Annotated in this window: 21 protein-coding genes; 8 read left to right on the forward strand and 13 right to left on the reverse strand. The window is 41.5% G+C overall.

Annotated features, from left to right (window positions below):
* Nucleotides 1–28: 28 nt before the first annotated feature.
* Together tdh and ACY3ZI_RS20325 are read right to left on the reverse strand one after the other, a co-directional pair.
* Nucleotides 29–1,054, reverse strand: coding sequence for an L-threonine 3-dehydrogenase (gene tdh / locus ACY3ZI_RS20320; RefSeq protein WP_487375754.1), 1,026 nt, complete (start codon nt 1,052–1,054; stop codon nt 29–31).
* Nucleotides 1,055–1,142: 88 nt separating this feature from the next.
* Nucleotides 1,143–2,336: a glycine C-acetyltransferase gene (locus tag ACY3ZI_RS20325; protein WP_487375755.1), complete on the reverse strand. Its 1,194-nt coding sequence runs from the start codon at nt 2,334–2,336 to the stop codon at nt 1,143–1,145.
* A gap of 232 nt (nt 2,337–2,568) precedes the next feature.
* Between ACY3ZI_RS20325 and rfaD the strand changes: the two genes are divergently transcribed.
* From rfaD to rfaC, 3 genes are read left to right on the forward strand one after another with little or no spacing between them, the layout of a single operon-like run.
* Nucleotides 2,569–3,507, forward strand: a complete 939-nt coding sequence (rfaD, locus tag ACY3ZI_RS20330; protein ID WP_036950761.1) for an ADP-glyceromanno-heptose 6-epimerase — start codon at nt 2,569–2,571, stop codon at nt 3,505–3,507.
* 54 nt (nt 3,508–3,561) lie between these two features.
* Entirely contained in the window at nt 3,562–4,608 is a 1,047-nt protein-coding gene (rfaF, locus tag ACY3ZI_RS20335) for an ADP-heptose--LPS heptosyltransferase RfaF (protein ID WP_108479147.1), read from the forward strand.
* Nucleotides 4,608–5,570, forward strand: coding sequence for a lipopolysaccharide heptosyltransferase RfaC (rfaC, locus tag ACY3ZI_RS20340; RefSeq protein WP_487375756.1), 963 nt, complete (start codon nt 4,608–4,610; stop codon nt 5,568–5,570). Before rfaF ends, rfaC begins: the two co-directional genes overlap by 1 nt.
* A gap of 89 nt (nt 5,571–5,659) precedes the next feature.
* Here rfaC and ACY3ZI_RS20345 read toward each other — a convergent pair whose 3' ends face one another.
* Nucleotides 5,660–7,123 carry an ArnT family glycosyltransferase gene (locus tag ACY3ZI_RS20345; RefSeq protein WP_487375757.1) on the reverse strand — a complete coding sequence of 488 codons (1,464 nt, stop codon included), beginning with the start codon at nt 7,121–7,123 and terminating at the stop codon, nt 5,660–5,662.
* Nucleotides 7,124–7,328: 205 nt separating this feature from the next.
* Complete coding sequence (gene waaA / locus ACY3ZI_RS20350) at nt 7,329–8,606, reverse strand: lipid IV(A) 3-deoxy-D-manno-octulosonic acid transferase (protein ID WP_132497017.1); 1,278 nt, start codon at nt 8,604–8,606, stop codon at nt 7,329–7,331.
* A gap of 214 nt (nt 8,607–8,820) precedes the next feature.
* Between waaA and coaD the strand changes: the two genes are divergently transcribed.
* Complete coding sequence (gene coaD, locus ACY3ZI_RS20355) at nt 8,821–9,306, forward strand: pantetheine-phosphate adenylyltransferase (RefSeq protein WP_211887615.1); 486 nt, start codon at nt 8,821–8,823, stop codon at nt 9,304–9,306.
* Nucleotides 9,307–9,309: 3 nt separating this feature from the next.
* Here the strand turns inward: coaD and mutM are convergent, their stop codons facing one another.
* Complete coding sequence (mutM, locus tag ACY3ZI_RS20360) at nt 9,310–10,119, reverse strand: bifunctional DNA-formamidopyrimidine glycosylase/DNA-(apurinic or apyrimidinic site) lyase (RefSeq protein WP_487375758.1); 810 nt, start codon at nt 10,117–10,119, stop codon at nt 9,310–9,312.
* 355 nt (nt 10,120–10,474) lie between these two features.
* Here mutM and ACY3ZI_RS20365 point away from each other — a divergent pair, with 355 nt between their 5' ends.
* Entirely contained in the window at nt 10,475–11,716 is a 1,242-nt protein-coding gene (locus ACY3ZI_RS20365; protein WP_211887613.1) for an O-antigen ligase family protein, read from the forward strand.
* A 43-nt stretch (nt 11,717–11,759) separates the two neighbouring features.
* Here ACY3ZI_RS20365 and ACY3ZI_RS20370 read toward each other — a convergent pair whose 3' ends face one another.
* The 7 genes from ACY3ZI_RS20370 to radC all read right to left on the reverse strand — a co-directional run bounded on the left by ACY3ZI_RS20370 (nt 11,760) and on the right by radC (nt 17,330).
* On the reverse strand, nt 11,760–12,734 hold the full coding sequence (locus ACY3ZI_RS20370; RefSeq protein WP_211887612.1) for a glycosyltransferase: 975 nt from the start codon (nt 12,732–12,734) through the stop codon (nt 11,760–11,762).
* Nucleotides 12,735–12,803: 69 nt separating this feature from the next.
* Nucleotides 12,804–13,601, reverse strand: coding sequence for a lipopolysaccharide core heptose(I) kinase RfaP (gene rfaP / locus ACY3ZI_RS20375; protein WP_487375759.1), 798 nt, complete (start codon nt 13,599–13,601; stop codon nt 12,804–12,806).
* The gene (locus tag ACY3ZI_RS20380; RefSeq protein ID WP_487375760.1) at nt 13,594–14,718 is read right to left on the reverse strand and encodes a glycosyltransferase family 4 protein; all 1,125 of its coding nucleotides are present in this window, start codon (nt 14,716–14,718) and stop codon (nt 13,594–13,596) included. The genes rfaP and ACY3ZI_RS20380 overlap by 8 nt, the downstream gene beginning before the upstream one ends.
* 1 nt (nt 14,719) lies before the next feature.
* Complete coding sequence (gene rfaQ / locus ACY3ZI_RS20385; protein WP_132497010.1) at nt 14,720–15,784, reverse strand: lipopolysaccharide core heptosyltransferase RfaQ; 1,065 nt, start codon at nt 15,782–15,784, stop codon at nt 14,720–14,722.
* A 211-nt stretch (nt 15,785–15,995) separates the two neighbouring features.
* A complete protein-coding gene (gene rpmG, locus ACY3ZI_RS20390; RefSeq protein ID WP_004265124.1) occupies nt 15,996–16,163 on the reverse strand; it encodes a 50S ribosomal protein L33 in 168 nt (55 codons plus the stop codon).
* An 11-nt stretch (nt 16,164–16,174) separates the two neighbouring features.
* The gene (rpmB, locus tag ACY3ZI_RS20395; protein WP_004265123.1) at nt 16,175–16,411 is read right to left on the reverse strand and encodes a 50S ribosomal protein L28; all 237 of its coding nucleotides are present in this window, start codon (nt 16,409–16,411) and stop codon (nt 16,175–16,177) included.
* Between the two features lie 253 nt (nt 16,412–16,664).
* The gene (gene radC, locus ACY3ZI_RS20400; RefSeq protein ID WP_036950916.1) at nt 16,665–17,330 is read right to left on the reverse strand and encodes a RadC family protein; all 666 of its coding nucleotides are present in this window, start codon (nt 17,328–17,330) and stop codon (nt 16,665–16,667) included.
* Between the two features lie 182 nt (nt 17,331–17,512).
* Here radC and coaBC point away from each other — a divergent pair, with 182 nt between their 5' ends.
* The 3 genes from coaBC (at nt 17,513) to slmA (ending at nt 20,026) form a co-directional block, all read left to right on the forward strand.
* A complete protein-coding gene (gene coaBC / locus ACY3ZI_RS20405) occupies nt 17,513–18,769 on the forward strand; it encodes a bifunctional phosphopantothenoylcysteine decarboxylase/phosphopantothenate--cysteine ligase CoaBC (protein ID WP_211887607.1) in 1,257 nt (418 codons plus the stop codon).
* The gene (dut, locus tag ACY3ZI_RS20410; protein WP_211887606.1) at nt 18,741–19,196 is read left to right on the forward strand and encodes a dUTP diphosphatase; all 456 of its coding nucleotides are present in this window, start codon (nt 18,741–18,743) and stop codon (nt 19,194–19,196) included. Before coaBC ends, dut begins: the two co-directional genes overlap by 29 nt.
* A gap of 233 nt (nt 19,197–19,429) precedes the next feature.
* Entirely contained in the window at nt 19,430–20,026 is a 597-nt protein-coding gene (gene slmA / locus ACY3ZI_RS20415) for a nucleoid occlusion factor SlmA (RefSeq protein WP_036950718.1), read from the forward strand.
* A gap of 54 nt (nt 20,027–20,080) precedes the next feature.
* On the opposite strand, the gene pyrE is transcribed toward slmA, so the two are convergent.
* Complete coding sequence (gene pyrE, locus ACY3ZI_RS20420; protein WP_187128501.1) at nt 20,081–20,722, reverse strand: orotate phosphoribosyltransferase; 642 nt, start codon at nt 20,720–20,722, stop codon at nt 20,081–20,083.
* Nucleotides 20,723–20,831: the final 109 nt, after the last annotated feature.

Raw genomic sequence — 20,831 nt, forward strand, 5'->3', positions numbered from 1 at the left:
CCCTTTAAACTCATAAGCTAATTCTGCATTAATCCCAGTTTAAAATCACTTTTCCTGACTGCCCTGAGCACATCACATCAAAGCCTTTTTGAAAATCATCAATAGAAAACTCATGAGTTATGATTGGTGATAAATCGAGGCCTGATTGCACGAGTGTCGCCATCTTATACCAAGTTTCAAACATTTCACGCCCATAAATTCCCTTGATAAACAGACCTTTAAATATAACTTGGCTCCAGTCTGTTGTCATTGATGATGGAGGAATACCTAATAGCGCAATTCTGCCACCATGATTCATTGTATCTAGCATAGTTTGGAAAGCAGCGGGCGCCCCTGAAACTTCTAGCGCCACATCAAAGCCTTCTTTCATGCCCAGTTCATTCATGACGTCTTTAAGATTTTCACGGCTCACATTCACCGCGCGGGAGACACCCATTTTTTTCGCTAATTCAAGGCGATAATCATTCACGTCAGTGATCACCACATGGCGAGCACCAACATGTCGGCAAACTGCTGCCGCCATAATACCAATAGGACCTGCGCCCGAAACCAGCACATCTTCCCCCACTAAATCAAACGATAGTGCCGTATGTACCGCATTACCAAATGGGTCAAAAATTGCTGCAATTTCATCGGGAATATTGTCTGGAATTTTAAAGGCGTTAAACGCTGGGATCACCAAATACTCAGCAAAACATCCTGGGCGATTTACACCGACGCCAATGGTATTACGGCATAAGTGGGTACGCCCACCTCGGCAATTACGGCAATGACCGCAGGTAATATGCCCTTCGCCAGAAACACGGTCACCAATTTTAAACCCTTTAACTTCCTGCCCAATCTCAACAATTTCCCCTATATATTCATGACCCACCACCATCGGAACTGGAATCGTTTTTTGCGACCATTCATCCCAGTTGTAGATATGAACATCCGTACCGCAAATGGCGGTTTTACGGATTTTAATCATCACATCATTGTGTCCCAGTTCCGGTTTCGGAACGTCTGTCATCCATATACCTGGTTCTGCTTTTAATTTGGACAGTGCTTTCATAGGCGACCTTTTATTTATGATTACATTAATTTAATGACCACTTTAATTTCACAACTGCATTAATTTCATAAGAAAATCAAATTTATAACTAAATTAGTTGAAGCTTTTTGCCAATACGGGTGAATGCATCAACAGCGTGTAAAATATCCTCTTCGCTGTGTGCAGCAGACATTTGCGTGCGAATTCGCGCTTGCCCTTGCGGAACTACCGGATAGAAAAATCCAGTGACATAAATACCCTCTTTTAATAGTTCTGAAGCAAATTGCTGAGCAATTTTGGCATCACCCAACATCACAGGAATGATTGCATGATCGGCGCCTGCTAATGTAAATCCTGCAGCCGTCATTTTTTCTCTAAATAACACCGCATTACGCCACAATTTCTCACGGCGCTCTTGCCCTTCGGTCATCATATCGATCACCTTAATGGACGCAGCAACAATAGCGGGTGCCAAAGAGTTAGAGAATAAATACGGACGAGAGCGTTGACGTAACCACTCGACAACCTCTTTTTTGGCGGCAGTATAACCACCCGATGCACCACCTAATGCTTTTCCCAGTGTGCCAGTAATGATGTCAACTCGCCCCATCACTTTACAATACTCGTGGCTACCACGACCGTTTTCACCAACAAAACCAACAGCATGAGAGTCATCTACCATGACCAATGCGTTATATTCATCTGCAAGGTCACAGACAGTTTTCAAGTCAGCAATCACGCCATCCATCGAGAAAACACCGTCAGTCGCAATCAGAATATGACGCGCACCCGCAGCTTTCGCTTCTTCAAGGCGCTGTTTTAATTCCGTCATATTGTTATTGCTGTAGCGATATCGCTGGGCTTTACACAGGCGAACACCGTCAATAATGGAAGCATGGTTTAACGCATCAGAAATAATGCCGTCTTCTGGTCCCAGTAGCGTTTCGAAAAGCCCGCCATTGGCATCAAAACAAGAGGAATAAAGGATCGCATCTTCCATTCCAAGGAAATCCGCGATTTTCTTTTCAAGAACTTTATGGCTGTCTTGGGTACCGCAAATAAAGCGAACCGATGCCATACCAAAGCCATGGCTATCCATACCCTGTTTTGCCGCTTCAATCAACGCGGGATGATTGGCTAAGCCTAAATAGTTATTTGCACAGAAGTTAATAACGCGCTGTCCACCCTGGATTTCAATATCCGCGTCTTGAGAGGTCGTAATAATGCGCTCATGTTTAAACAAGCCTTCAGCTTCTATTTGCACCAATTGTTGTTTAATCTGCTGGTAAAATTGTTCTGACATGATTTGTTCCTGTAAAGAAGTTGTTTACAGAGTTTAATAATAGTCACTAGAACTAGCGATATCTGGTGAGCAAATAAGTTAAGTTTGTAGGCAAGATCACGATAATGCCCTTTAAAGAGGTATGACAACTAGGACAATTATCTGGTCGATATACTGTTGTCTGCACAAAGAGGTGTTATTATAGACCCCAATTTTGTATCTATTTATTCTTAACCCACTTGAGGTATTCACGATGATCGTAGTCACTGGCGGAGCTGGTTTTATTGGCAGCAATATTATTAAAGCCCTGAATGAAATGGGTCGCACCGATATTCTGGTGGTGGATAACCTGAAAGATGGTACTAAGTTTGCCAACCTTGTTGACCTCGATATCGCCGATTACATGGATAAAGAAGACTTTATCGTGAGCGTTATTGCGGGTGATGATTTTGGCGATATTGACGCTGTTTTCCATGAAGGTGCTTGCTCATCCACCACTGAGTGGGATGGTAAGTATATGATGGATAATAACTATCAATTTTCTAAAGAACTGCTGCATTACTGTTTAGAGCGTGAAATCCCCTTCCTGTATGCCTCTTCCGCAGCGACATACGGCGGACGTAGCGATAATTTCATCGAAGAACGTGAATTTGAAAAACCACTGAATGTATACGGCTACTCTAAATTCCAATTCGACCAATATGTCCGCAGCATCATGCCTGAAGCTCAGTCTCAAGTGTGTGGCTTCCGCTATTTCAACGTTTATGGACCAAATGAAAACCATAAAGGCAGCATGGCGAGCGTGGCTTACCACTTAAACAAACAAATTAATGAAGGGCAAACCCCGAAACTGTTTGAAGGAAGCGATACTTTCCGTCGTGACTTCATTTACGTTGGCGATGTGGCAGCAGTAAATTTATGGTTCTGGGAAAATAACGTTTCTGGCATTTTCAACTGTGGTACAGGTCGCGCGGAATCATTCCAAGCTGTTGCCGATGCCGTCACTGAATTCCATAAAGATAAAAATGTATCTATCGAATACATTGAATTCCCTGAGAAATTAAAAGGTCGCTACCAAAGCTTCACTCAGGCGGATCTGACTAAATTACGCGCCGCAGGTTACACCGCACCGTTTAAAACCGTTGCTGAAGGCGTGACCGAATATATGCAATGGCTGAATAAAGACGCGTAATCGTCTTTTATGAAAACAGTGCCTATGAAAACCGTACCTATGAAAACTGAGCCTATGAAAATACTCGTGATTGGCCCCTCATGGGTAGGGGATATGATGATGTCACAGAGCCTTTATCGTACGATCAAGGCGCTGCATCCTCATGCTCAGATAGATGTGATGGCACCGGATTGGTGCCGTCCGTTATTGGCGAAAATGCCCGAAGTGTCTGAAGCGATTTCCATGCCATTAGGCCATGGAAAGCTCGAAATTGGCGAACGTCGTCAATTAGGCATCAATTTGCGGAAAAATGGGTACGATCAGGCGATTGTTTTACCTAATTCATTGAAATCTGCTCTGGTGCCGTTCTTTGCAAAAATCGCCAAAAGAACGGGATGGCGTGGTGAAATGCGTTATGGGCTGCTCAATGATTTACGCCCATTAGATAAACAAGCATTTCCGCTGATGGTGCAACGCTATGTAGCATTAGCGTATGACAAGCAGCTCATCAAATCTGCCAATGATATTCCCGCCCCAATTCTATGGCCTAAATTAGTCACTGATAAACAGCAAGTTAGCGATACTGTTAGTCAATTTAATATTGATTTTTCTCGTCCAATTATTGGTTTCTGCCCAGGCGCTGAATTTGGTCCCGCAAAACGCTGGCCACACTATCACTATGCGGCGCTCGCCCAGAAATTAATTAGCGAGAAAGGCTACCAAGTTCTGTTATTTGGCTCTCAAAAAGACCATGAAGCAGGTGAAGAAATCCGCCAAAATTTAACGGATGACGCTCGTCATTACTGCCTCAATTTCGCAGGAAAAACGTCGTTAGAACAAGCCGTTAATCTTATTGATGCGTGCCAAGCCATTGTGAGTAATGATTCTGGCTTAATGCATGTAGCTGCGGCTCTCGATAAACCGTTAGTCGCACTCTATGGCCCAAGCAGCCCTGACTTTACTCCACCACTGTCCGATAAAGCGGAAGTTATCCGCCTGATTACGGGTTACCACAAAGTGCGTAAAGGTGACGGCGAAAGTGGCTATCATCAGAGCTTAATTGATATTCAACCGCAAATGGTACTGGATGCCCTCACGCGTTTAAATATAGGTATTAAATAATGAGAGTGTTATTAGTAAAAACATCATCTATGGGAGATGTTTTGCACTCTCTGCCTGCATTAACCGATGCGCAGGTAGCAATACCGAATATCCAATTTGATTGGGTGGTCGAAGAGGGATTCGCTCAAATCCCCACCTGGCATAGCGCCGTGAATAAAGTGATTCCGGTGGCAATCCGTCGCTGGCGAAAAAATTGGTTTTCTGCGCCAACTCGTGCCGAACGTGCAGCATTTCGTCGCCAATTACAGGAAACCCGCTACGATGCAGTGATCGATGCGCAAGGGTTACTTAAAAGTGCGTTACTAGTCACTCGCCTTGCTCACGGTTCTAAACATGGTTATGACCGCCATAGTATCCGCGAGCCAATTGCTAGCTTCTTCTACGACCATCGTTATTCCATTAGTAAACAGCAACATGCGGTAGAGCGTATTCGCCAATTATTTGCTAAAAGCCTCGGGTACACTTGCCCTAGGACCCAAGGAGATTACGCGATAGCTCGCCATTTCTTGCAGTCAACCGACGAAACTGAAACACCCTATGTGCTGTTTTTGCACTCCACAACCCGCGATGATAAGCATTGGCCTGAGTCTCATTGGCGTGAACTGATTCAGTTAATGAAGGAAACTGGGCTGAGAGTGAAACTCCCTTGGGGTGCAGAGCATGAGCATCAACGAGCGATGAGACTAGCTGAGGATTTTGATTTTGTTGAAGTTTTACCAAAATTAACGCTGGCACAAGTCGCGCAACAGATTGCAGACGCAAAGGCAGTAGTTTCTGTCGATACAGGTTTAAGCCATTTAACCGCCGCGCTGGATAAACCGAATTTTACGCTGTTTGGTCCAACAAACCCCGGTTTAATTGGTGGTTATGGAAAAGGGCAAAATGAGATAAAAAGCGTAGATAATAGAATGGATAGCATTAAAGCCGATACTGTATTCCAACAGCTGCGCACCGAGTTATAGCCCACTCAGAGCATTATCTAAAACCTATCTCCCATAAAAATTAAGCGGTCATTTGACCGCTTAATTATTTTTTTCACTGCATAAAAGATTTATTTTTTCTCTGGGGCAATAAACCCAAAACACATAGTTTTCGGCTCAGCATCCGGTTCAGAGCGATAAATCACATCTTCTTTTTCAATCGTAAATTGAGGCCAGAACTTGCGTACTTTGGCGAAATCTTCGTGGGCACAATCATCATATTTGCGCCCTAATAAAATAGCACCATGCTCACGAATTTCTGCTTCAGTGATATCACGATTGTACACATTCGGTGGCATATGGTTTTCTAACGTCCAAGGCTGGATAACATGCGGTCTATCTTGGGCATAGATAATAAACCATTGATGTAGGTTATCCTCACCACCAACATATTTGACTGGTGTTCCGTAACGTTGATACCAACGTTGTTCACCTTCAGCGATTAAGGTTTTCACGCCAATAAATTTCTGACCCGCTCCGCGAATATTTCCTGCTTGAACAACGAGATAGCCAGATACCATTAAGACGCCAACCACCGCCAAACCAATCAACGGTTTTTTCAGTGACTTTTTCGGCATTACAGTGATTGAGCCGACAAATAAAGGCGCACAGGCCATCATAAATGGCTGTAACCACTCAGTAATTCGCCCACCATCATGGAACGAGAACCAACCGTAAATCACGGCTAATGGAAATAAAATAATGAAGTTTGCCATGCGGTTCGATAAAGCTTTCGGCCAACCGATTTTTCCGCCGCAACAATATAAGATAATCGCTGCGATAATCAGCGGGTAAAACACACTTAACGCAGCTTCCGTGGTGTGTAAGTTAAAACCCGGGTCAATTTGCGAATCTACCCATTTAACAGCTGAAAAATCACTCGCCATCAACCAGAAGAAGTTTGGCAAGATCATCGAAAACCACAGTGCTATCGCTAGATAAAACACCGGATAGCGATAGCTTTGACGTGCTTGTTTCACAAAAAGGGTGAGCAAGAAAACGGAGCCAACTAAAGCTAGCGTGGAGTATTTCCCCATTGTTGCCAGGCCGGCAACTAAAGCAAAAGGTAGCCACCACAGTGGGTTATCTTCGACGGCACGCAGGAAGAGATAAATCACCCAAGGCCAGAATGTCACTAAAATATAGTTATCATTATAAGGAATAATATCGAAATTAATGACACCTGATAAATTCATCATCAGCATCGCAAACCATGCAAGGTCGCGGCGCCCTGCTAACCGGTAGGCAAGTTTCCATACCCCAAGTAACCCAAATCCAATACCGATAAAATGGCTGAAATACCAATAAAAACTATAAGAAATCCCCAAATGGATGGCAGGCCACATCATCGTACCGACAAACCACGGGTTTTTTGGGGATCCCCACTCACCATTCATTCCCCAGTTAACGGCTTCGACCGTATCGTAAGGAACGGTCGGGTCAAAAAAGAAACTCGCAAGGATCCAGGCAATGGCATAGCCAATGATCCAAAGATACACATACTTATTTGAAGTTGGTTGATTGGTTGTCGGCATTCTTTTTTCAGCGAAATTATCAATAAAGTTAAAGGGAAATACGCATTATTTTACGTCGAGCTTGTAGAGTGCTACCTCTCGCTCGGCTGAGTATGCAAAAACGTGACTGGGTAGTTTACTATAGTTTAAACAAAATAATCAGAAATGAGAGAAATTGTTATTACTCATTATAGTAATATTCAAGTTATCAATATTTTGCTGAATATTACTGTTCTCTAGGAGGTAAATAAGGCTGCAACAATTTAAGTAAACGCTGCAATGCGCCTTGGTTTTCATGTAATACTTCTGCGGCATGTCGACCATAATACAGTCGATAATCTTCATCGGATAGCAGGCTCGTGACGGCTTGAGCCAGTGATTCGCTGTCCGTCACGGTGATCAACCCATCTGCTTGGGTTAATTTCGCGCAAATATCTTTAAAATTAAAAGTATGCGGTCCCATTAAAACAGGCAATGCATGCGCAGCTGCTTCAAGTGGATTATGACCGCCCGTTTCAACTAAGCTCCCGCCAACGAAAGCAATATCTGCAATTCCGTACAGTAACATCAATTCCCCCATCGTATCGCCAATAACCACTTGGGTTTCTAGAGATGGGATAACGCCACTACTACGACGAATGAAGCTTAGCCCTGCTTTTTGCGTCAGCTCTTCCGCTTTTGCGAAACGTTCTGGATGCCTTGGGACTAAAATGAGTAATAAATTAGGAAATTTTTTCAGCAACTGTTGGTGAGTTTGCAAAACAATGGCTTCTTCACCTTCATGGGTGCTTGTCGCAATCCATACAGGGCGATGTGCGGCCCACTGCCTGCGTAAGGTAATCGCTTTAACAGCCAGTTCAGGGGTAACGGAAATATCAAATTTTAAGCTTCCCGTCACTTCTAACTGCTTACGTCTTAACCCTAATTGAATAAAACGTTCACCATCTTCTTGATGCTGAGCTGCCACCATCGTGACATTTTGCAGCATACGCTTCACAAAGCTACCAAGCTTTTGATAACCCGCAGCGGAGCGTTCAGATAACCGAGCATTCGCGATAACTAATGGAATATTACGCTTATGCAATTGGTTGATCATATTTGGCCAGAGTTCTGTTTCCATAATAATCACCAGTTTAGGATCAACTTGATTAAGGAAACGGCTCATTGAGCCTGGTAAGTCATAAGGGAGATAAACGTGACTAATATCGTCACCAAATGCCGACTGAACACGCTCTGACCCTGTCGGCGTCATTGTTGTCACAGTGATAGGGAGTGATGGATAGTGATGGCGAAGTGCACGCACTAACGGTACTGCCGCAAGGGTTTCCCCCACAGAAACTGAGTGTAATAAAATACCTTTAGGAACAACTTTGCCACCACAAAAACCATAGCGTTCCCCCCAGCGTTTGCGATACGCAGGGGCTTTACGGCTACGCAATAATAAGCGTATCCAAATCAATGGCTGGATGAGATAAAGAAGTACCTGATATACACGCAATAACATTCGATCTGATTCACTTACCAAAATTGGCGGTATCTTACCATAAACCATTACTGAAAGTGTGTAGAATCTGTGCCTAAAATGAGACTTAAAATAAATGGATGCTTACCAGTGATTGTTGCAAGAGAACGCAATTGCCGTTAATGTGGATTTCACCGTCACTTATTCCTATCGATATATTAGGATAAGCAATAATAAACAAAGAGATAGCAATATCATGACCCATAAAGCTATTTATCCGGGAACCTTTGACCCGATTACCTCTGGACACGTCGATATCGTCACCCGTGCCGCTGCGATGTTTGATCACGTTTTACTCGCTATCGCAAATAGTCAACGCAAAAGCCCTATGTTTAATCTGGAAGAGCGTGTTGAGCTCGCGAAGCAAGTTACAGCACACTTAGAGAATGTCGAAGTGGTTGGATTTTCTGAGTTAATGGCGAATTTTGCACAGAAAAACAATGCGAATATTTTGATTCGCGGCGTACGTTCAGTGGCAGATTTTGAATATGAATGGCAGCTGGCTAATATGAACCGCCATTTTGTTCCGGAGCTAGAAACAGTATTTTTACTGCCATCACAAAGCTTATCTTTCGTTTCATCCTCATTAATTAAAGATGTCGCGCTTCATGATGGAGATATTTCGTCGTTTTTACCGCCTGTTGTTGCTGAGGCTATGTTGAAAAAACTTAACAAAATCTAGCGATTATTTCTGGCATTGAGGGCAATAAAAGGTTGTCCTCTGTCCTTGTTTGATACTTTCAATCGAGGTTCCGCACAAAGAGCAAGGCTCGCCTTTTTTTCCATACACAAATAACTCTTGAGCAAAGTAACCCGGTTTTCCATCTGACTGTAAGAAGTCTTTGAGGGTGGTTCCACCTTGCTCTATTGAACGTTGCAGCACTTTTTTAATCTGTGTAACCAGTTCGGTAATTTCATTGAGTGTCAGTGTGTTAGTCAGCTTTTCTGGGGAGATTCTTGATGCAAAAAGCGCTTCATTAGCGTAGATATTCCCTACCCCAACAACGACTTTGTTGTCCATCAACCAAGGTTTGACTGCAACCTTACGTTTAGCTGCTAAATCAAAGAGATATTTAGGATTGAACTCATCAGAGAGAGGCTCAGGACCTAAATGGGCGAGAACGGAGCTAGATGCTAAATCATCGCACCAAAGCCATGCACCAAAGCGTCGAGGGTCAGTGTAGCGCAGTACTTTACCGTCACCCAAGATAAGGTCTACATGGTCATGTTTCCCTTCGGGTATCTCTTCCGTTAGAATTCGCACACTGCCAGACATTCCTAAATGGACAATAATCCACCCTTTGTGCAGTTCAATAAGCAGATATTTTGCCCGACGCTGGACACTAATCACGGTTTCATCAGATAAACGCATGATTTGTTCACTTACCGGCCAACGTAACCGTTCATTACGCACAATTGCATAACTGATTGTATTGCCGACTAAATGCGGTTCAATACCTCGGCGACTGGTTTCAACTTCGGGAAGTTCTGGCATTGTTATCTCTCAATTTGGCGAAAAACTTAATTAATAATCGCATATTACCTCTATAACATGGATAATTATTGTTATAACATAAATAAAAATTATCTAAGTGTGAATGCTACCCAATATATTGATAACTCATTAATTTTTTCAGTATCTAGGTGTCTACACCTAAAAACATTCGCACAGATAGACTAAGATTCAGATAGTAGCCCTGACAAGCAATAACGATTAGCAGACAAATATAAAAATAGATATATCTATTTTTATTTCTTTTACCAATGGCTTATAGGTATCTATTCGGATATTTTCACCCTAAGACTACTCATAATCTGAGCACTTTAAACGTACTAATGTAGGAATTTTTGTGAATAACACACGTAATGCCATCAACCAACTTCCTTTTGTACTTCTAGTTATAATGACTCTTGGCATGTTCACGAATGACACCCAAGGAATTTTAAACATATCAACTGCATTGCTTTTTCTATTTACTGTATATATTGCAATTACAAAAAAAATTAACGTTCTCAGTGGACTCAGCCAACTCATTAGCGGTCGAAAATTTTTATTCCTTTTTTTAGCTTGGTGCTTATTTTGCGCGACCTTCTTTACATATTCAGGTTTTACCGCTGACGCACTCAAAGCGATATTTGATGATTGGCGTTATATTTTTGTTATTACTTTATTTTTGATTGTATTTCAAAATGATCAGAATAAATCCCAGAAAGTCATCACATATGCCTTAATTTCCACCCTAGCATTTATTCTTTTTATTACGCCTATTTTAAAAATTATAAAAGGTAGTGACATGCCAATGTATCTTCAACTGAGATATGGGTTTGCTCACTATATGACACTACTTTTCCCTTTTACATTTAGCGCTATATTCCTTTTTAAGAAGAAAATATTAAAAATTTCAATGCTATTCCTATCTGTTATGGCATTTTTATTTTTACTCTATACTGGCAGCCGAGGCGGGTTTCTTTCTGTTGTTATTGAATCTATTATTATTTTATTTTTACTTTCAAGTAACTATAAAAAATTTATATTAAGTTCTATTGGTTTCGCCACACTAGGCCTAACAATAATTGTAGTTTCTTACTTTACGATACCACAGGTTAAAAATAAGGTAGAGCAAACCGTATCTGCACAAAATATCACCTCTACAAGAGACAAGATTGTCCTTTCACGCCTTCCTATTTTTACTCAAACACTACAAAATCAACTTGTTGGTATTGGTTATGGCTCTGTCGCTTATGACCAGTTTTTGAAAGACAACGATGCCCCTCAATTTAAAGGTGGTATGGGATTCTCGAAAAATAGAAATGAAAGTTTCTATAACAATGATGAGCCTTTCTTTCTTAATATACTTTATAACATTGGCTTTATTGGATTAATTCTATTTAGCATTACGTTCTTTATTAATATTAGAGACCTTGTTAGAAGCATTCAAATCGAAAAAAATATTCTTAATATTGGTTTATTGGTATCATCTATTGGCTATTTTTTAGTCTACTGCCTATTTGAATTTATCTTCTTAGATATCTTTATTTTGTACAACATACTCACTGCGATCTTGATAAATAACGTTTTGGTGAAAAAATGACACAAAAAAGCCATCAATACTGATGGCTTTTTTAATGCAACATCTAATGGGACGCTTTTTTCATTAAGTATTGAATTGTCGTCATGATAAACTGAAGATATTTACCATTTTTTCTTAGATGAGATTTCTTACGAGACAACTGTTTATAGCCTTCTGGCTTTAATAACGGTATATCTTTCCAAGGTGAATTCTTGCGGGCACGCTCTAAATAATCGTATTCTTCATAGAAATTTGCCCACTCATGGAAAGGCTTGGTTAGCCCCACAAAATGAATAAAAACCACACTATCAGGGATCTTAGTCAGATGCCCTTTACTCGTAATATACCAATCAAGAGAAAACATATAATTATAGTTTTCACTAATATTGACTAACTTATCGTTGAGTAAAACGTTTAATGCATCTTGGTCCGGATGTGAGAAATCATTTTTTTCAACTAACTCAATAACTTTATTTGGAATATCGCTCTCAGCCAGATACTTGAGAGACATATATAAAAAACCTGAATTAAAATACTTGCTCATATCGATCGATAAACGCTGTTTTTCACTACAGAATTTATCTTTCACTGCATAAACAAAGGTATTTTCATCAAATTGTAAAGTCTTTAACTCTGCCATATTGCCTTTACAAATGATGTCAGCATCAAGATATAACAAGTTATCAATGGTATCCGAGAGATATGAAATAATGAGCAATCTAAAATAGATTGCATGGCTCCACGCTTTAGATGGAAGCGGCAGCTGCTTAAATTTTTCGTTATCAATAAAGTAAATAGTTAACTTATGTGGAGTATTTTCGACTAATCCACGGAATAGTTTTTCATCAGGCAAATTATCGACAAAAAGGTGAAAATGGAAATTTGTTTCTTGATTATTGAGAAGAACCGATGCAATTGACGTACCGACACCGTATAAAAACTTCTCATCAACACCATAGCCAATGTGAAAATAACTATCTTCACTGTTTTGATTATCGTTTATTTTTATCAATGATTTAATCATATCATTGTTTATCATGTCGTTACCTTTTACCTAATCAATCACAATGTTTGAATAACTGTCTATGATGCTAATATTGAGTATCTTTTATAAACGATATTTTAAACTTCTTTGGCGAATTTTTTCTGCTCTTTGCTCAGAGATTCGCACTAATCGTTGCTCTTTCTTCAAAATCTCACGCAACGGCATTTCAAAATAAAACTTCATAAACCGAAAAATATCTCGTTGAGTTAAGCCGATTTCTAGTGACGAAAAGTATAAACCAATTAAATCCTTATTTCGCCAGCGGGTAGGAACTGACGACCGTAGCTGTGCGCGATGCAAATCGATGACTGAAATTTTTAAATCTTGCAAATTTTCTGTGAACGGTAGATGCAGTAAGAAATGGCAAATATAACAGTCGCGATGGTTAATTCCGATGCGATGCATCTTACGTACCATCTCGGCAACTCGCTGGATCAACATTTGCTTAATTCTAAATTTAGGCGGTTGAGTTGCCCAATTAGCGCAGTAATCTTCTAAACTCACTGTTGGAGTGAGGTCTTCAGTAATAATAAATGAATGACGTCGAAGTGGGTTCCACCCTTTTTGCCCGAAAGCACGCCCGTTCATGGTATCAACGCCAGCTTCAGTCAATCGATGAATTGCATTCCATTCACGATCTGCACCTAAGACAGGTAAACGGAATGAAAATAAATTCTTCAAAACCTCTTTTAGCGTCGTGCCATAGTGAATCTTAATAAAATAGCTTTTATCATCAAGCTGGAAACGCAATGTTCTGCGCGTTTCCAATGCACGGAAAACTTCGCCATCCAGTTTATCTGTTTCAACAAATGGGTCTTTACCTTTCCATAATTCGTTAAAAGGCGCTTTTAACTCAACCATTAGAGCATCCTAAAATAATATCGGCCGCTTTTTCCGGTAAACTATACAGATCTTCTGTATCCGCATAGTATTTCGCATTGTTTATCCACTGAGCTCGTTTCTGTGGATCTTGCAGACTATCGCATAGAGCCTGATTTAAAACCGTCTGTTCAAACGGCTCATTGACCACCACGCCACACTGTGCTTTGTCAATAAAGGACGCATAACCACACACTTCAGTGACTATAATTGGCAATCCAGCAACAATCGCTTCAAGCAGGACAATCCCAGCCGCTTCTTGATAAGCCGGATGCATCAAAATATCCGCAGCAGCCATTAGCTCCGCAATGTCATTGCGTCCGCTAAAAAATGAAACTTGTTTAGCGATTCCCAACATTTCCGCTAATCGTTGATATTTAGCGGGTTTGTCTTGCCCTACCACCATCAAAAGTGTGTTATTTCTGATGTTTTCAGGCAGTGCAGCCATCGCCTTGAGCGTTCTATCAACGCCCTTGCGTTTAAAATCAGACCCAACTTGAAGCAGTAAAAATGCAGATTCCGGAATTTGATTCTTTTCTCGATAAATACGCTTAGCATCCGCAATCTGTTGGTTATATTTTCGGTCAACGGCGATACCCGGAGGCAGCATGTGAAAACGGTTATTTTCCGTTCCATAATGCTTTTCAAAATGGGCAATTTGATGAGGAGTGAGCATCATTAGCTGCGTTGCCTTTCCTTTCTGGAAGACGGCTTTTTCAAAAGCAGCATAATGTTTATAGCGTGGGGTCAGCTTATAGAAAAAGCCTTTTTCTTCAGCCACTTTTTGCGCATAACAAACATCCGCAGCAAAATATACATCCAGCTCCGGCATTTTATTAAAGCCAACAATTCTATCTACAGGATGTTGCTTCAGATGTGCCATTACCCATTCACAATATTGGGCATTTCGTCCATGGTTAGTGCCTGAACTAGTAGGAACAATAATAATTTCAAACTGTTCTGGGCGTTCACCTTCCCATGACTGGGTATAAACGCGAATCTGATGTCCACGAGCTTGGCAAGCCATCGCGATACGTAAAAAGTCGCGTTGTAGCCCGCCAAATGGAAAATATTTATACAGACAAAATGCCAATACCATCTTAGTACCTTCCCATCATTGAGCGCATATTCATCGGTAGCATTTGCTCCGTTGCTTCAATCACATCACTCGCAGGGATCACGGAGAGATATTTTTTATTGCGGTCTAGTTCATCTCTAGGTGGCATATTTTCATAGTCCCCCGCCCAGAATTTCACCACATTATCGCTCCATGGACGCCAGAAAATATGGTTTGTGGCACCAAATAAGCAAACAATGGGAGTTTTAACCGCGGCAGCAATATGCATTGGTGCAGAATCGACACCAATAAAAAGAGCAGCGTGTGCAATTAATGCGCCTAATTCAGGGAAGGATGTTTTTCCTGCAAGCTCAGTCGTTGGCTTGGTTTGGCAATTCTCCGCAATTTCATTCACACACGCTAAATCTTCTTTGCTTGGGCCTGACGTTAATACCACTTGATAGCCACGAGACTGCAATGCATCAATGACGGCTGAGAATTTTTCATTATCCCAACATTTAAAAATTTGTCGGGCGGTTGGCTGGATCACGACATAGCTACTGTGAACGCCAAGATCTAACAGTCTTTGATCAATTTTTTTCCAATCATCTTCCGCATAAGACATGGTTAGGTCTGTTTTAAGTTCTTGGATCCCTAACGGTTTTAATACAGAAAGATTATTTAAAACAACATGCTCCCCTTCAGGGGGAGTGAGATGCGTAAAGCTATTTCGCCAAAATTTCGAATCACGATGACCGAAATCGTGCGAAATCTTAGTTTCTGCGGGAATGGCGCGAACGAGTAACGAAACCATCCACTGGTCGGCAAGGTTAACCACCAAATCGTACTGATTACGACGTAATTTAAACAGTAGACTTAAAAAGTTGCAGGCTTTGCTCAAACCACCGCTTTTCTTACCTTTCATACCATATAGTGTATGGATCTCTTGGTTTTCCGACAAAATGGGAATGGTGTCCTGATAAAGCAAAACATCAATCTGGGCATCAGGATAATTTTGCTTTAATGAGCTGATAACAGGCGTCGTCAGTAGCATGTCACCATGAAACCGCATCTTGATTACAAGAATTTTTTTATACTGTTTTTTCACCAGGAGCTCTTAATCAGGTCTAGTAGATAAATTGATATGGATATTTGACAATAAAATGCGTTATTAATTCCATGAATACTGAATATGTTACTACGTTCAGATTAATGGTTATAGTTTTTAATCAATATCCCTATGGATAGCCACTTTATGGCTAATTTTTGACATAAAAAAACCCAGCCTAAGCTGGGTTCTTCGTACGCAGAAAGCAAAATTATTTGATTTTTGCTTCTTTGTAGATCACATGCTTACGAACAACTGGATCGAATTTTTTCAGTTCCAGTTTTTCTGGCATTGTGCGCTTGTTCTTCGTAGTGGTATAGAAGTGACCTGTACCTTCAGAAGAAACCAGCTTGATTTTCTCGCGAATACCTTTAGCCATTTTTTAGCTCCTTAGTACTTCTCACCGCGGGTACGCAGTTCAGCAAGAACAGCATCAATACCCTTTTTATCGATAACACGCATACCTTTAGCAGATACACGCAGTGTTACGAAACGTTTCTCAGACTCAACCCAGAAACGGTGAGAGTGCAGGTTTGGCAAAAAACGACGTTTGGTCGCGTTTAATGCGTGTGAACGGTTGTTACCGCTCATTGGACGCTTGCCGGTAACTTGGCAGACTCGTGACATGTCTATTCTCCAAAAATCTAATCAGCTCGAGCTTTTTTGTTCTGGGCTTGACTGCCTCGTCAGGCTTAGGAGCCCATCTCAGCAAACTTTTAAGTGATCAACAAAATATCTTTATCTTAGCAAAAAAATTTACTGAGATAGGCTCTTCTCGTCAAACCCGAGATCCTTAAAGGTGGCGTAGTATACGCTTTCAATCGTTTTCACTCAAGCCCAACACAGCAAAAGTTGTCATTTTTTAGTCAAAAAAATGATTTTACAGCCATCCACGCTCTGCAAATGAGGTGCAAGATTTGTGTCCAACCACAAAATGATCAAGTAATTTAATCCCCATCATGTCACAAGCACTCTGAATTTTCTCAGTAACGTACTTATCTGCCATGCTTGGCTCAGGGTTTCCTGATGGGTGATTATGAGCAAGCACTATCGCTCTGGCATTCATTTTCATGGCAAACCGGATAATTTCTCTTGGATGCACTTCAACGCGATTGATAGTGCCTTTAAACATCTCTTCCTGGCAAATCACCTGATGCTGGTTATTCAAAAATAGCACCATGAAAACCTCTCGCTCCTGCCCTGAAAACAATTCAAGCAACCTCGATTTCAATGTATTGGGGTTATCCATGATGTCATCACAAAGCACTTGCGCAGAAAAACAACGCCTTGCGAGTTCGCTAGCGGCTTGCAACTGACTTAATTTACAAGCCCCCAAGCCTTTGCATTCAATCAGCTTTGCGTAGTCAGCTTGCACTAATAGATAGAGTGAACCAAACTCATGAAGTAAACGCTGAGCAAGTTGTAAAACGGGTTCACCTCGTGTTCCTGTACGTAAGAAAATAGCTAATAACTCTGCATCAGATAATGATGCAGCTCCATATGCCAACATTTTTTCTCGTGGTAAAAGCTCCATGTATTCGTGCATCGACTCATCCTCTTTCACGTCGTTGCCCTCTTTGTAGTCAACCAACATACACAGGGCAACCATATAAACTAGCCTTTGCGTAGCGCTTCGCAAAAATAGCATCGGGATACAAAATCGGCTCTCTCACCAAGCTCATTGATATGGTAAGATGCCCCCCATGTTGACCAAATCGGACAGAGACCATGACTCAACAAACTTCAGTTAACTCATTATTAGGTAAGCGAATTGTTCTTGGTATCAGTGGTGGAATAGCCGCTTATAAAATCCCTGAACTCACTCGCCGACTGCGTGATGAAGGGGCATCTGTACGTGTTGTCATGACACCTGCGGCAAAAGCGTTCATTACACCTCTTACTTTGCAAGCCGTTTCCGGTTATCCGGTCGCTGATGATTTGCTAGACCCTGCCGCTGAGGCCGCAATGGGTCACATTGAATTGGCAAAATGGGCTGATATAATTATTTTAGCGCCAGCTACTGCCGATTTAATCGCACGATTAAGCGCTGGCATGGCGAATGATTTACTTACGACCGTTTGTCTTGCATCTGCGGCGCCTATTGCCGTCGTGCCTGCGATGAATCAACAAATGTATCGCGCTGCAGCAACACAGGATAATTTAATCAGACTGCAACAACGCCAGTGTATGATTTGGGGTCCTGATGAAGGCAGCCAAGCATGTGGTGATGTGGGGCCAGGGCGTATGATTGACCCATTAGCTATCGTGAAATTGGCTGGTCAGCACTTTCAATCATGTTTAGGTCAGCAATCACGTTCAGACCTACAGGGGATTTCAATCATGGTTACGGCAGGTCCAACCCGTGAAGATTTGGATCCTGTACGCTTTATCAGTAATCATAGTTCTGGAAAAATGGGTTTTGCCATCGCGCAAGCTGCCAGTGAACGCGGAGCGAAGGTCACTCTAGTAGCAGGTCCTGTTAATCTGGCAACACCGAATGGTGTAAACCGCATTAACGTGACGAGCGCCCTTGAGATGTATGAACAAGTACACCAGTCTATTACTGAGCAAGATATTTTTATCGGCTGTGCTGCGGTTGCAGATTACCGAGCTAAAACCGTCGCTGAGAATAAAATTAAGAAACAAGGGAATGAAGTTTCCATTACCCTTGTACAAAACCCTGACATTGTGGCAAGTGTAGGAAAACTTACGCAAAATCGCCCTTATGTAGTCGGTTTCGCGGCAGAGACCCAAAATGTCGAAGAATATGCACGACAAAAGCGCCAACAAAAGCGACTTGATTTAATTTGTGCGAATGACGTTTCCTTAGCGGATAATGGCTTTAATAGTGATAACAATGCACTACATCTATTTGATGCCCACGGTGATGTTCGATTACCACACAGTAGTAAAATTGAATTAAGCCACCATTTACTTGACGAGATACTCCAACGTTATGAAAAAGATCGATCTGAAAATTCTTGATGCCCGTATTGGGAACGAGTTTCCACTGCCAACTTACGCAACCACTGGCTCTGCGGGTTTAGATTTACGTGCATGTATTGATGCACCTATCGATTTAGCACCGGGTCAAACTGAATTGATCCCAACGGGTCTAGCTATCCATATTGCAGACGAGCAACTTGCCGCAGTAATTCTGCCACGTTCAGGTTTAGGTCATAAGCATGGTGTAGTACTGGGTAACTTAGTTGGTTTAATCGATTCAGACTACCAAGGTCAACTGATGGTGTCAGTATGGAACCGTAGCGACAAAGCATTCACCGTTGAACCGGGTGAACGTATGGCACAAATGGTCTTTGTTCCTGTTGTTCAGGCGCAATTCAATATTGTGGATGACTTTGACGCGACTGAACGAGGTGAAGGTGGTTTCGGTCATTCTGGTCGCCAATAATGGGCCGACAATAAGTCGAACCTATTCACGTTGAAATACCGAATATAGGCGCCCTACAAGCGTCTATATTTATGAATAAAAACAATCAGTACGGTATTTTTGCACCTCGTGAATGGATTAGATTTGATTATAATCTCTACATATTTTAAACCTGTTTTATTCTGAGTGTGACTTTACTCAGAGCGAAATTTTGGATAGTTTGTCTTGCTGTTTTAGCAGGGGTCTTATCAGACATGGCAGAGAATACAATACAAAAACGTAACAGACGTGATGAGATTTTGCAGGCTCTTGCGTTAATGTTAGAAAGTAGCGATGGCAGCCAGCGTATTACAACGGCAAAACTCGCTGCAACAGTTGGTGTTTCAGAAGCTGCGCTATATCGTCATTTTCCAAGCAAAATGAAGATGTTCGACAGCTTAATTGAATTTATTGAAGATTCACTTGTTTCCCGCATCAACCTGATTTTAACGGACGAAAAAGATACACTTGTCCGAATTAAACTGGTTTTAGCGCTAATTTTAGGTTTCTCAGAGAAAAACCCTGGATTAACGCGTATAATGACGGGTCATGCGCTAATGTTCGAGCAAGATAGGCTGCAAGGGCGCATTAACCAATTATTCGAACGTATCGAATCACAGCTGCGACAAGTATTAAAAGAGAAAAAAATTCGTGATGGACAAGGCTTTATCCATGACGAATCACTATTAGCTTCTCAACTATTAGCCTTCTGTGAAGGTATGCTGTCCCGCTTCGTACGTTCTGAGTTTCGTTACCGTCCAACGGTAGAGTTCGAAGCTCGCTGGCCTTTAATTTTGGCTCAGTTACAATAACCGCTTATTTATACTACTCACCCCGCCCATTATTGGGCGAGGGCTTTTTTTCAATTAAATACCATACTGCTCACGATACGCTTTCATCGCAGCAAGATGCTGTTGCATATCTTCTTTTTCTGCTAAATACGTAATTAAATCGCTCATTGTGATGATCGAATACACTTTGCATCCGTAATCACGTTCCACTTCCTGTACTGCAGAAATTTCACTTTTCCCTTTTTCTTGGCGGTCTAAACACAGCAACACGCCACTCAACGTTGCTTTTTGCTGTTTGATGATTTCCATCGACTCACGAATTGCCGTACCTGCCGTAATCACATCATCGACAACCACAACACGTCCTTGTAGCGGGCTACCCACTAATGTGCCGCCTTCCCCGTGATCTTTCGCTTCTTTACGATTAAAGCAGTATGGCATATCGATATCGTGATGTTCTGCCAATGCGACTGCAGTTGTGGTCGCAATCGGAATACCTTTATAGGCTGGACCAAAAATTACATCACACTCAATCGCACTTTCTTTTAACGCTTGTGCATAAAAACGACCGACAAGAGCCAAGTCACGCCCTGTATTAAACAGCCCCGCATTAAAGAAATAGGGACTCTTACGACCTGATTTCAGCGTAAACTCACCAAATTTCAGTACCTGTTTTTTCATGGCAAGTTCAATAAAATCGCGCTGATAGGCTTTCATTGGTCATTCTCCTCATTAATTAGTATTGGTCTTTTTTTGAAACGACTTTTGCGGTTTATCTTTATCAGTAAACAACTTCATCAATAAACTGCGGGCATAAAAAAGGCGA

This window comes from Providencia sp. LY12, from assembly GCF_057621555.1.